Origin of the sequence: Sulfurovum sp. TSL1, assembly GCF_019972135.1 — a bacterium.
GTDB lineage: Bacteria > Campylobacterota > Campylobacteria > Campylobacterales > Sulfurovaceae > Sulfurovum.
Genome location: NZ_BPFI01000001.1, coordinates 1,428,979 through 1,441,350 on the forward strand (window position 1 = coordinate 1,428,979; position 12,372 = coordinate 1,441,350).

Annotated in this window: 11 protein-coding genes and 1 pseudogene; 1 reads left to right on the forward strand and 11 read right to left on the reverse strand. The window is 43.5% G+C overall.

Annotation, left to right across the window (positions count from 1 at the left end; genetic code table 11):
• Nucleotides 1–13 precede the first annotated feature (13 nt).
• Nucleotides 14–2,455, reverse strand: a complete 2,442-nt coding sequence (gene leuS / locus LDM98_RS06955; protein ID WP_223899069.1) for a leucine--tRNA ligase — start codon at nucleotides 2,453–2,455, stop codon at nucleotides 14–16.
• A 266-nt stretch (nucleotides 2,456–2,721) separates the two neighbouring features.
• Here leuS and LDM98_RS06960 point away from each other — a divergent pair, with 266 nt between their 5' ends.
• Entirely contained in the window at nucleotides 2,722–4,560 is a 1,839-nt protein-coding gene (locus LDM98_RS06960) for a DNA polymerase III subunit gamma/tau (protein ID WP_223898624.1), read from the forward strand.
• A gap of 15 nt (nucleotides 4,561–4,575) precedes the next feature.
• Here LDM98_RS06960 and LDM98_RS06965 read toward each other — a convergent pair whose 3' ends face one another.
• The 10 genes and pseudogenes from LDM98_RS06965 to dxs form a co-directional block, all read right to left on the reverse strand.
• Complete coding sequence (locus LDM98_RS06965; protein WP_223898625.1) at nucleotides 4,576–5,388, reverse strand: TIGR00282 family metallophosphoesterase; 813 nt, start codon at nucleotides 5,386–5,388, stop codon at nucleotides 4,576–4,578.
• A 9-nt stretch (nucleotides 5,389–5,397) separates the two neighbouring features.
• Nucleotides 5,398–6,420 carry a beta-ketoacyl-ACP synthase III gene (locus LDM98_RS06970; RefSeq protein ID WP_223898626.1) on the reverse strand — a complete coding sequence of 341 codons (1,023 nt, stop codon included), beginning with the start codon at nucleotides 6,418–6,420 and terminating at the stop codon, nucleotides 5,398–5,400.
• A gap of 108 nt (nucleotides 6,421–6,528) precedes the next feature.
• Nucleotides 6,529–7,518 (reverse strand): phosphate acyltransferase PlsX, encoded by a 990-nt coding sequence (gene plsX / locus LDM98_RS06975; RefSeq protein WP_223898627.1) that lies wholly within the window; start codon nucleotides 7,516–7,518, stop codon nucleotides 6,529–6,531.
• Nucleotides 7,519–7,523: 5 nt separating this feature from the next.
• Nucleotides 7,524–7,685, reverse strand: coding sequence for a 50S ribosomal protein L32 (rpmF, locus tag LDM98_RS06980; RefSeq protein WP_008244455.1), 162 nt, complete (start codon nucleotides 7,683–7,685; stop codon nucleotides 7,524–7,526).
• A 25-nt stretch (nucleotides 7,686–7,710) separates the two neighbouring features.
• On the reverse strand, nucleotides 7,711–8,085 hold the full coding sequence (locus tag LDM98_RS06985) for a DUF177 domain-containing protein (protein WP_223898628.1): 375 nt from the start codon (nucleotides 8,083–8,085) through the stop codon (nucleotides 7,711–7,713).
• Between the two features lie 10 nt (nucleotides 8,086–8,095).
• Entirely contained in the window at nucleotides 8,096–8,509 is a 414-nt protein-coding gene (gene ndk, locus LDM98_RS06990; protein ID WP_223891602.1) for a nucleoside-diphosphate kinase, read from the reverse strand.
• 320 nt (nucleotides 8,510–8,829) lie between these two features.
• A pseudogene (locus LDM98_RS06995) lies at nucleotides 8,830–9,039 on the reverse strand (4Fe-4S dicluster domain-containing protein); the annotation flags it as partial.
• A gap of 121 nt (nucleotides 9,040–9,160) precedes the next feature.
• Nucleotides 9,161–10,318: a methionine adenosyltransferase gene (metK, locus tag LDM98_RS07000; RefSeq protein WP_223898629.1), complete on the reverse strand. Its 1,158-nt coding sequence runs from the start codon at nucleotides 10,316–10,318 to the stop codon at nucleotides 9,161–9,163.
• Nucleotides 10,319–10,327: 9 nt separating this feature from the next.
• Nucleotides 10,328–10,522, reverse strand: coding sequence for a hypothetical protein (locus tag LDM98_RS07005; protein WP_223898630.1), 195 nt, complete (start codon nucleotides 10,520–10,522; stop codon nucleotides 10,328–10,330).
• Between the two features lie 44 nt (nucleotides 10,523–10,566).
• Nucleotides 10,567–12,372, reverse strand: coding sequence for a 1-deoxy-D-xylulose-5-phosphate synthase (dxs, locus tag LDM98_RS07010; protein WP_223898631.1), 1,806 nt, complete (start codon nucleotides 12,370–12,372; stop codon nucleotides 10,567–10,569).

Genomic DNA, 12,372 nt, shown 5'->3' on the forward strand with positions numbered 1-12,372 from the left:
TTTTTATATTTTTTTAGCTTGGTTTTACCGCTAAATTCACTAATTTATTCGGTACCACGATCTCTTTGACGATACTCATGCCTTCAAGCCATTTTGCTCCGGCTTCTTTTGCTGCAGACAGGATCTCATCTTGCGTGGCAGAAGGGTTCACCTCTATCTCCGTACGTTTTTTACCGCCTATCATGACGACATACAGAACACTCTCCTGCACAAAGACCTCTTCTTTCACTTCAAGGACCGACTGCAGGTTTTTACGCCCGAACAATACTTCACTCAGTTCTGTTGTCACATGAGGAATGATAGGTTCAAGAAGGTTGAGCATAATATACAACCCTTCGGTCCAAACAGCTCCATCATCTTGTTTATCCAATGCATTCAGAGCTTCCATACAGGCTGCAATGAGTGTATTGAAGGCAAATGTCTTCTCATAGACATCGGATGATTTTTGCAGGGCTTCATACACTTTGACACGGGCAAGTTTTGCCTCTTTGCTCAAAGACCCTTGATCGATCTGAGGCAAGCTGTTCTGTGTCACTTTCTCTTTTCTGTCATAGAGTTTTTTGATGAACCTAAATGCACCCTCTACTGCGGAATCGTTCCACTCAAGCTCTTTGGCCGGCGGTGCGGCAAAAAGGGTAAAGAGTCTGGCCGTATCTGCACCATACTTCTCTACCAGTGCATCCGGGTCTACCGTATTTCCTTTGGATTTACTCATCTTCGCACCGTCCATCAGCACCATTCCCTGGGTCAAAAGCCTCTCAAACGGTTCATTGATATCATGGTAACCAAGATCACGCAGTACTTTTGTAAAGAAACGTGCATACAACAGGTGCAAGATGGCATGTTCGATCCCGCCGATATACTGATCTACTCCCAACCAGTAATTCGCTTCCTCTTTGTCAATACCGACTTCATTCCACTTCTTAGGGTTGGTCGCATAACGGAACTGGTACCAGCTTGACTGTACAAAGGTATCGAGTGTATCTGTTTCACGTACAGCCTCTTCACCACACTTGGGACAGGCACAGTGCTTCCATGTCGGATGATTATCCAGAGGATTCCCCTCACCTGTGATCTCTACATCTTCAGGCAGAGCGATAGGAAGATTCTCTATCTTTTCAGGTACGAGTCCGCAGCTCTTACAATGTACAAAAGGTATAGGCGCACCCCAGTAGCGCTGGCGGCTGACACCCCAGTTTCTCAGTTTGAAGTTTGTCGTGCCTTTTCCGAATCCTGCCTCTTCGAACATCGCAATGATCTTCGCTTTAGCCTCGTAATTGCCCAACCCTGTAAAAGCTGCAGAATCAACAAGCTCTCCTTCAAGCGTATAGGGCAGTTCTTCCCCTCCGCTGATCACTCTTTTGATCGGAAGATCATATTTGCTTGCGAACTCGAAGTCTCTCTCGTCATGTGCTGGTACAGCCATAACCGCTCCGCCGCCGTAAGAGGCCAGTACAAAGTTCGCTGTCCATACAGGGATCTCCTCTCCGGTAAGAGGATGGATCACAGAGATACCAAGAGGATATCCCTCTTTGTCCGCCTGTGCTCTTTCACGTTCTGTCATGTTGGCGATATGCGTGATCTTCTGCGCTGTAGCTTCATCAAGCAGATCATGCTCTACAAGATACTTCGTGATAGGGTGTTCCGCTGCCAGTGCAGAGTATGTGACACCGTAGATCGTATCTGGACGTGTGGTAAATACCGTGTATTTGTCAAAATGTCCACCCAATTTCTCTTTGCTCGCAGCACTGAGTTCAAATTCAAATTCGAGCCCCTGGGATTTACCTATCCAGTTGCTTTGCATCGTCAGTACCTGTGAAGGCCACTTCCCTTCAAGCTCTTTTAGATCCTCAAGCAGGTCATCTGCATACTTGATGATGTCCAGGTAATACCCAGGCATCTCTTTGAGCTGTACTTCATTGTCACAACGCCAGCAACACCCCTCTTCCACCTGCTCATTTGCCAGAACCGTATGACAATCCTCACACCAGTTCACCGTCGTAGATTCACGATAAAGCAGGTTCTCTTCGAACATCTTGATAATGAACTCCTGTTCCCACTTCGTATAGAGTTCATCACAGGTCGCAAATTCACGTGTTTTAGAAAATGAAAGTCCGAGTGCATTGAGCTCTTTTCTCATATAATCAATATTTGAATAGGTCCAATCCTTAGGGTGACGGCCGTGTTTGATCGCAGCATTCTCTGCAGGCATACCAAACGCATCCCAACCGATCGGGTGGAGTACATTAAAATCCTGTTTTCTATAGTAACGTGCGAATGCATCACCTATCGCATAATTACGTACATGTCCCATGTGCAAACGCCCACTTGGGAAAGGGAACATACTCAAGATATATTTTTTCTTTCTTGTTAAGGCATCATCCGGCTCAAAAGCCTTCTCCTCATCCCATCTGTTTTGCCATTTGGCTTCAATCTCACTTGGATTGTAACTCATATTTTCTCGCTTCATTGTTGTGATTATTTAATTAGGGAGATTATATCCAATATGGGGTTAGAAATGAATTGAAAGGGATAGATATCCTGCATCTCACCCTTCTCTCAGAGTATCAGGGGGATTTTCTACAGCACATCCGCAATCCAAGCTTAGGTAACATTTTATTGCCACTTTTTGTTCTGACTTTCCTCTTTATATTTAACTGTTTTATACCAATCAAAAGTAAAATTTAACTACAATAATAGCAATAAAACCAAGGAGTTTGTTTGTCTTTAGCCTTAGCAAGAAAATACCGTCCTGCAACCTTCGATGACCTCATCGGACAAGAATCCGTTTCACAAACACTCTCACTTGCACTTGAGGGGAACAGACTCTCCCACGCCTATCTTTTTTCGGGACTTAGGGGGAGTGGAAAAACATCTACCGCACGTATCTTTGCCAAAGCTTTACTCTGTGAGAAAGGTGAGACTTCCCACCCTTGCGGTACCTGTACACATTGTATGATGGCGAGTGAAAGCAGCCATATGGATATCATCGAGATGGATGCTGCTTCCAACCGTGGTATCGATGACATCAAAGACCTTATAGAACATACCAAATACAAGCCAAGCTCCGCACGCTACAAGATCTTTATCATCGATGAAGTCCATATGCTTACCAATCAGGCGTTCAATGCCCTGCTTAAAACGCTGGAAGAGCCGCCTGATTTTGTCAAGTTCATACTGGCAACGACAGATCCTCTGAAACTGCCTGCCACCATCCTTTCTCGTACGCAGCATTTCAGGTTCAAAAAAATTCCTCAAAACCTTGTACTCAAACACTTGGAGCATATCTTGGATCTGGAGAACATAGAGTATGAAAGAGATGCCCTGGACATCATAGCGCGTTCTGGAGCGGGGAGTCTGAGAGATTCGCTTACACTGATGGATCAGGCCATTGTCTACTCCAAGAACTTTGTCGATGTCAATACGGTCACAGGGATGCTTGGCATCATTGAACCCAGCCATTTGGAAACACTGCTCTCTGACATTATGGTTAAAGATACGGCAAAAGTATTGGCCTTTATCAAAATGGCAGCAGATTATGAAGCAGAAATGATACTGGATGAACTGACACTCTATCTCAAAGATCTGCTGCTCAATGCCAAAGGCAGATTCAGCCCGATGATCATAGAGCGTTTCTTCAGGGTGATCGCTGAATCCAAAAGTTTACTCGCTCTGGGAAGTGATAATGGATTTGTACTCTCCCTGACACTCTTTAAAATGATGGAATCTTTGGAGATCAAAGATATAGATACCATGATACGTGGGTTGGAACAGGAACTTAAAGGGATTGAAGTCTCTGAAATTATGGTGGCCGCTCCTTCAAAGGACATTGCAGCACCCTCTGAGATCATCACCATCACTGAAGAGGAGATCGACGCTTCACTTCCCAAAACTACAGCAGCTCAAGCAGAGCCTGTCGCAGAGGAGAGAACACCTGAAGCTTCACCTGAGGTCAGAGAAACACCGGTCATGCACCATGAGCCTACGCCTCTGATGGAAGAAGAAACAGTTCCTGCCGATATACAACCGATGACCCAGCCAGAAGTCACACAGCCCTCGACACCGACCATAAACCCCCATCAAAAAACATTCGATGCCCTGGTACAAAAACTCTATGACAGGGACTATGATCTGGGTGCCTGTTTTGAACGTAATATTGCTTTTGAGAACTTTGAAGATCATAAACTTACATGGGCCTCTATGGCAGAAGGCGAAGATAAAAAAATGCTCATTACCCATTGGGGATTGATCAATATGTTCGTGAAAGATATTTTTGGTTTTGAAACCAAAATTGTCAATATACCTAAAAAAAAAGTAAGTAGCGAAACCCTAAAGGAAGAAACAGAAGAGCCGCCAAATGAGATCCCTGCACATCAGGATGCAGATGCTGCCTCCATGATAGAAGATATCGAAATGAAAAGTTCATGCATCGCTCCTGAAGCCGGAGAGACTGAAGCAGCCAAAGAGAAAGACCCTTCCACTCTGCTTGAAGAACCCATGATCAAAGAAGCTATCGCTCTCTTTGACCCCAAAAAAGTAAGGATCAAACGTAATACCTAGGGAGAAAAGCGCTCTTTAGGTATCTATCCATGCCTGTGTCACAATCTTAGGTTTATCGTCATAGATCTTGATCTTCTCAGCCCCTATACAGCGCCCATTATCATCAAGTTCAAACACAACCATTTGAAGCAATGCTTTACACTCATCAGGTACGTTGAAATGACCTCCAATACCTGTAAGCACCCGTTTAAGAGGGATTTCTGAATCCATCCCGATAACTCCGTCCCTGCACCCGGTCAGACCCACATCTGTCACATAACAGCAGCCATCGTGTATCTGCAGGTCATCTGTAGCGACATGGGTATGTGTCCCGAGTATCGCAGAGACATCCTCTTTGAGCATATGCAAAATGACCTGTTTCTCTGAACTTGCTTCCGCATGCATATCAAGGATGATGTGTTTGAATCCTTGTGCTTTGAGCTTCTCTACCTCTTCAACGATCATGGTAAATGGATTATCGGCCAAAGGCATGGTGTAATGTCCCATAAGATTTAAGATCGCTGTTTTATGTCCCAGGAGCGTTGTTTCATAGATACCTTTGCCCGGTGTAGCCTTAGGATAGTTCATGGGGCGTATCAGGGGATAACTCTCAAAGATCTCAAGGATCTCTTTTTTATCAAAACTGTGATTTCCTCCCGTCATCATATCGATGCCGTATCCCAGTAGTTCAATACAGTTTTTTTCAGTGAGACCAAAACCATGACTCGCATTTTCATAGTTGGCTATCATAAAGTCTACAAAATGTTCTTGTTTGAGACGTGTTAAATGGCGTTTGATCATCAAGCGTCCAGGTTTACCTACGATGTCACCGATAAACCCGATTTTCAACGTTCTCTCCTACTTAGTGTTTGCTTTTCCGGTAAATGGAAGCAGTGCACTTGCCCACGTCAGTCCGCCACCGAAAGTATCGAGTAACATGAGATCACCTGTTTGCAGTCTTCCCGATTCCCAGATATCGTTCAATGCCATAGGTATGGACGCTGCAGAAGTATTTCCATATTTCCCTACGGTAAGCACCACCTGATCTTCTCTCATCTTCAGCGCATCACCCACTGCTTTGATAATACGGTAATTTGCCTGATGCGGGATAAAGTGCGGTATATCATCCGCATTGATCTTATTTTTGGCCAATATCTCTTTGACATCTTTTGTCAACGTTTTTACTGCCAATTTAAAGGTTTCATTTCCCTTCATCTGTACAAAGTTCAACCCTTGATCTATCACTTCCTGGCTTGCAGGATGCACAGCACCAGGTGCAGGTGTCACCAAAAAGTCCGCATAGGATCCGTCTGCACTTGCATGGATGTCAATAAATGCTTCGTCTTTATTGGATGTAGCCGAGATCACCGCAGCACCTGCACCGTCTCCGAACAAGATACATGTACTTCTGTCTGTATAATCGACCACAGAAGAGAATTTTTCTGCCCCCACCACCAGCACATTTTTTTTCATGTCTGACTCAATAAACGCCTTTGCGATAGTCAGAAGATAGACAAACCCACTGCATGCCGCAGAGATATCAAAAGCCTGAACATCCCTGATACCTATCTTCTCTGAGATAAGACAGGCTGTGGAAGGCATGTTGAAATAATCAGGTGTTACAGTAGCACAGAGGACCAGATCGATCTCTTCTTTTGCTACACCTGAACGCTCTATTGCCACTTCACAGGCTTTAGCAGCCATATCACTTGTATACTCATCTTCTGCAGCTATATGACGTTCTTTGATACCCGTACGCTTTACGATCCATTCATCAGTGGTATCTACCATCTTTTCAAGATCTGCATTGGATAAAATCTTTTCAGGTACGTATGCACCTATAGATCTGAATGCCGCATATATGGGTTTTATTGGTGACATAGTTGTCCTTAACGAATAATATAAAGTCTGTTATTTTACCATAAATTTATAAGTTTTAGGGGGTAGTTTCGCTGGGTGGTCGGTCTAAAGTACGTAGGTACCTTAGACTTATTTGGTATCAGATAGAAGCGTTTCTATGGTTTTATTGACATCTGACTCGGTATAGCGTATCGCCTGGAATATAGCATTTTTGATGGCTTTTGCATTAGAACTACCATGAGAAATAATGGCACATCCATTGATACCCAGGAGTGGTGCACCGCCATACTCTGCATAGTCGACTTGCTTTTTCATATTTCCGAACACTTTTCTTTTCATCATCAGTGCACCGATCTTTGCCGGCAATGATTTTCGGATATGTTGTCTCATCAGTGTAAAGATGGTCGATACCACACCTTCACTTGTCTTCAGTAGAATGTTACCTGTAAAACCATCACAGACAACAACATTCACGTTACCGTTAAAGATGTCTCTACCTTCAACGTTACCCACAAAGCCTTTTAAACCTTTGAGCAGTTTAAAGGCAGCTTTGGTCAACGTATTACCTTTGGAGTCTTCAGACCCATTAGATAAAAGTCCTACCTTGGGAGAGGCGATACCTAGGATCTGTTGAGCATAGGCTTCTCCCATCGCACCAAACTCATATAGGTTCTGAGGTGTACAGTCTGTGACTGCACCTACATCCAGTACCAATGTCTTAGTAGTCACAACACTTGGCATCAATGTGGCAAGTGCAGGCTTGGAGATATGCGGTAAACGCCCTATACGCAATGTAGCCAATGTCATGGTTGCACCACTATGGCCCGCTGAAACGACTGCAGATGCTTCTTTCTCACGTACAAGTTCTACCGCTTTATAGATAGATGATTCTTTACGCTTGAGTGCATCTGTGGCCTGATCGCTCATCGATATCACATCGGTAGCTTCAACAATTTCAACTTTGTCTGCATAATACGGGGGAAGGAAAGAACGTATCTCTTCTGTGTTACCTACTAGAATAGGGAGGAATTTTTCAGTTTCCAGTGCTTGAACCACACCTTCTATAATAGGCTCAGGACCGAAGTCCCCGCCCATAGCGTCAATCGCGATCTTGATCATTAAGATTACGCTTTAGTTTTTTTGTACTCACCAGTAGTCATATTCATGTGGTGAGGCATTCTCCATGTTCCATCTGCATCTTTTACTGGCATTGGTAATGTCAATTTGTAATGTGTTCTTCTTTTCGCTGCTCTTGTGTGACTCACACGTCTTTTAGGTACTGCCATTTTTTGTCCTTTGTTACAATTTTATTTAATATTCCACTTCAAAATCTTCATCACTATCGGCACATTTGCTGCAATAGTTATAAGTATTTTTAAATGTATTTATTTCGCTCTGTAGTATGTACGAAATATCTATTTCGCCATCTAAAAACTCTATTATATCTAAATCATCTTTATCTTCGGATACGATATCGCTCAGTCTAAGTTGCAGTTTATTGTCCACGTCATACTTGTATGTGTCTCCACATCTATCACAGTCCAACTCGATACTGCCGCTCATGTGTGCATCTAAAGTTACTTGATGATAACCACTCTTCTTTAAAGTCCCTACCAGTGTCACACCCTCTGAACTCACTTCAACGGGTTTCGGTGTGGAACCTATTTTGTCAAAAACTATTTTCATAGTTTTTGACTTAGTGAATTTCTCTCTGTGCAAAAAAGAAGTTAATTTCATTGATTGCATTTTCAACAGAATCACTTCCATGTACTGCATTGGCATCGATGCTGTCAGCAAAATCTGCTCTGATCGTACCAGGCTCAGCTTCTGCAGGGTTCGTAGCACCCATAAGCTCTCTGTTTTTAGCCATTGCATTTTCACCTTCAAGTACTGTTACAACAACAGGTCCTGAGATCATGAAATCTACAAGATCTTTAAAGAAAGGTCTTTCTGAGTGGATAGCGTAAAATGCTTCTGCATCTACACGAGAAAGTCTTGTTTTCTTTGTTGCTGCGATTCTAAGGCCTGCTGCTTCAAATCTTGCAAGAATCTGTCCTACAACATTTTTTGCTACTGCATCTGGTTTGATGATTGATAATGTTTGTTCCATACTTATATTCCTAAGCGATTAATTTACTTCCAATATGAAATTTAGTGGAGAGTATTCGGGCGGAATTTTACCGAATAAAGTATTAAAATAAGTTTAAGTTTTGAGAGGGTTAAGGGGGGGGGTATAAATGAGACTACCAGAAGGTAGTCTCTGTAAAGTACTAAAAATTAGTCTTCTACAACATTTCTATGTGCTGCTCTGTCTTCAAGAGAAATATCATCTCTCATTGGCATTTCAGCATCTGGGTTCTCCATAACATAGTTTAGACCATCAATGTAGTTTTCACCATTGAAGTAATCTTTGTGCTCAGCAGTGAACGGCATATCCCAAGTAATACAACCTTCAGTTGGACATGCTTCTGCACATGCTGGAGAATCAAAGTGATCTACACACTCAACACATTTGTCAGGGTACACATAGTAGTACTCCTCACCCGTTGGATTATCATCCTCATCTACGATTGCTTCTACTGGACATTCGTCAATACAAGCTGCACAGTTTATACATGTATCACCAATAATTACTGCCATATTTATTCCTTTTTATATAAGATAGGAAACTATAGCTAAAGATATTTAAAAAAACTTTAAACCCATTAGATAATTTGTTAAAGTGTATAAAAATGATTCATTTATTACACTATATTAAACACTAAATATTTAAATATCTTTTGATATCTTCTACCCTGTCTGTCTTCTCCCAGTTAAAACCTTCTTCTTCTCTTCCGAAGTGACCGTACGCTGCAGTTCTGCGGTATATAGGTTTAAGCAGATCCAATGCATCCATAATACCTTTAGGTGTCAGGTCAAAAAGTGACTCTACGCACGCTGTGATCTTAGATTCGTCCACTGTTGCGGTGCCATGTGTATCTACATAGATAGAGACCGGTTTGGCTACACCGATCGCATAGGCTATCTGCAGTGTTGCTCTGTCACATACACCTGCAGCCACAAGGTTTTTCGCTACGTATCTTGCCGCATATGCAGCAGATCGGTCCACTTTTGTAGGATCTTTTCCAGAGAAAGCTCCCCCGCCATGAGGACAAGAACCACCATAGGTATCGACAATGATCTTTCTACCTGTAAGTCCGGCATCTCCTTGAGGACCGCCGATCACAAAACGTCCCGTAGGATTGATATGATAGGTAATATCATCAGACATCAGCTCTGCCGGTATAACGGCTTTGATCACTTCTTCAAGTACCGCTTTTTGTACCTGTTCAAGCGTCACTTCAGGATGATGCTGCGTTGAAACAACGATCGTATCTATCGCAACAGGTTTTCCCTCTACATACTTCACTGAAACCTGTGCTTTACCATCCGGGCGTAAAAACGGGACAGTACCATTTTTACGGACTTCCGCCAGTTTGGCTGTGATCTTGTGTGCCAATGAGATAGGCAAAGGCATCAGCTCTTTGGTCTCATTACAGGCATATCCGAACATCAATCCCTGGTCACCCGCGCCGATCTCACCTGAAGCCTGATCCACACCCTGGTTGATATCCGGGCTCTGCTCCCCTATGCCGTTGAGTACGCCTGCAGACCTATAGTCAAACCCATAACTTGCATCCGTGTACCCTATCTCTCTTACCACCTCTCTTGCAATCTCTTGCATCGGCGCATACGCTGTTGTCTTTAGTTCTCCTGCAATAACACAAAAACCATTACTCAGTAACGTTTCACAAGCCACTCTTGCCTGTGGATCTTTTTCGATGATATAGTCAAGTATAGCATCTGAGATCTGATCAGCCATTTTATCCGGATGACCCTCGGTTACCGATTCACTTGTAAAAATGTATTCGTTAGCCATTTTTTTCCTTTAATTAATTCTCATTGAAGTATGGCAAAGCAATGCTTCAATTTTCCAGAGAAGCTGCCCTTTGATACCTCTCACTTCTGCTCTAAAGAGCGATGCCGATAAATCACTCAATGATTTTCGGTCAAGTTTCGCCATTCGGCTCAGAGAATTTTGAAATATTTGTTCACTGTCACTGAACTTGATACAATACCTCAAAAGGTACTGTATCAAATACAGCTTTCATGTAGAAGAAGCCTCCTCTACATGATCTTTTGTGCCAATTGCTCCGGCAGTATCCCCAAAGACTCTTCTACCAACCTGGTATTACCATGGGTGATAAATGCATCAGAATACTCAAATGTTGTCAATGCCACATCCTGAATCTTTTTTTGACTTAAAAGTTCCAGGATCGCTGAACCCACGCCCCCCTGTGCTGCAGAATCAGAAAAAACAAACCATTTTTTATACTTAGTGCTTAAATCCACAAGCATCTCTTCATCCAATGGCTTAACAAAACGCAGGTCCAGCACGGCAGGATCTGCTTCAACCAGTTCGGCCACTTTTTGGGCACGTCCGACACCATTACCGTACCCGATAAAGAGTATCTCTTCACCCTCTTTGAGCAAAACGGACTTCCCCAGTTCATAGGCCGGACTCTCTGTGTCTTCTGCCAAAAATGCCCCTCTAGGATATCTAAAAGCACAAGGGTGGTCATACTCTTTGGCAAATTGCATACAGAGCTTCATCGTTGTTTCATTGTAGGGTGCCAGCAGCGTCATGTTAGGAATGCCCCTTAAATAAGAGATATCAAAAGCACCCTGATGTGTCTCTCCATCCTCTCCCACAATACCTGCTCTGTCCAGCGCGAATGCGACACCCAGGTCCATGAGCGCGATATCATGGATGACCTGATCATACCCGCGTTGCAAGAATGTGGAGTAGATCGTACAGAAAGGTTTAAATCCTTCTTTTGCCAATGGCCCCATAGAGGTCACAGCATGCTGCTCTGCGATGGCAACGTCCCAAAAACGCTCAGGGTATTTTTTAATGGCAGCACTTAAACCCGTACCGCTTGGCATTGCAGCTGTCACACCGACCACTTTGCCATCTTCATCTGCAAGTTCTACCAGGGTATCGGAAAAAATAGCGGTTGCAGCCTTAGCCACTCCGGTTTTTTTAGGCGTTTCACCTGTTTTAAGGTCAAAAGCACTGACCCCGTGCCAATGCTCTTTGGTCCCTTCAGCGATCTCGTACCCCTTCCCTTTAGTGGTCTGTGCATGTATGAGTACCGGTTTGCCTAATGCTTTGGCGACTTCCATCGTCTCGATAAGGGATTCAATATCGTGTCCGTCCACGGGTCCGATATACTCGATACCCATCTCTTCAAATATAATACCCGGCGTAATGAGCTTGAAAGACTCTTCAAACCGTTTTGCCATATAGGTCGCACCTTCAGGCAGATGATCCAGGACCTTTTCTACCCTGCCCTTGAATTTCTGATAAAATGAACCGGCCATCGTTTGAGAAAGCAGTTTACTGATGGCACCGATGGGTTTGGCGATACTCATTTCATTGTCGTTCAGGATGATCACTACAGGGTATTTTCTGTCTCCCAGTTCGTTCAGGGCCTCATACACCATCCCAGCGCTCATACTTCCATCACCGATAAAGGCAACAGGTATCCTTTTTTCACCTTTCAGTGCTATGGCTTTGGCTGCACCCACTGCCAGTGAAATAGAGGTCGAACTGTGCCCTGCCACATAATAATCATACTTGGATTCTTTGGGTTTGGTATATCCGCAGATACCGCCAAACTGTCGTAAAGAATCAAACCTGTCCCATCTGTCCGTCAAGAGTTTATGGGCGTATGCCTGATGACTGACATCAAAAATAAAAGGGTCCTTCTCTACATCAAACACTTTATGCATAGCCACGATAAGATCTGTTGCACCCATAGTAGAACTCAGGTGTCCACCGTTTTTACTTACCGTATCCAATATCTTTTGTCTGATCTCTCCGGCTAAAGTATTGAGTTCGTCTATGGAATGTGCTTTTATATCTATCAT

Bases quoted from the DNA above. Each gene is read 5' to 3' on its own strand.
- rpmF (WP_008244455.1), bottom strand. From the start codon at position 7,685: ATGGCAGTACCTAAAAGACGTGTGAGTCACACAAGAGCAGCGAAAAGA.
- metK (WP_223898629.1), bottom strand. From the start codon at position 10,318: ATGGCTAACGAATACATTTTTACAAGTGAATCGGTAACCGAGGGTCAT.
- LDM98_RS06985 (WP_223898628.1), bottom strand. From the start codon at position 8,085: ATGAAAATAGTTTTTGACAAAATAGGTTCCACACCGAAACCCGTTGAA.
- ndk (WP_223891602.1), bottom strand. From the start codon at position 8,509: ATGGAACAAACATTATCAATCATCAAACCAGATGCAGTAGCAAAAAAT.
- LDM98_RS06970 (WP_223898626.1), bottom strand. From the start codon at position 6,420: ATGTCACCAATAAAACCCATATATGCGGCATTCAGATCTATAGGTGCA.
- leuS (WP_223899069.1), bottom strand. From the start codon at position 2,455: ATGAGTTACAATCCAAGTGAGATTGAAGCCAAATGGCAAAACAGATGG.
- plsX (WP_223898627.1), bottom strand. From the start codon at position 7,518: ATGATCAAGATCGCGATTGACGCTATGGGCGGGGACTTCGGTCCTGAG.
- dxs (WP_223898631.1), bottom strand. From the start codon at position 12,372: ATGATAGATATAAAAGCACATTCCATAGACGAACTCAATACTTTAGCC.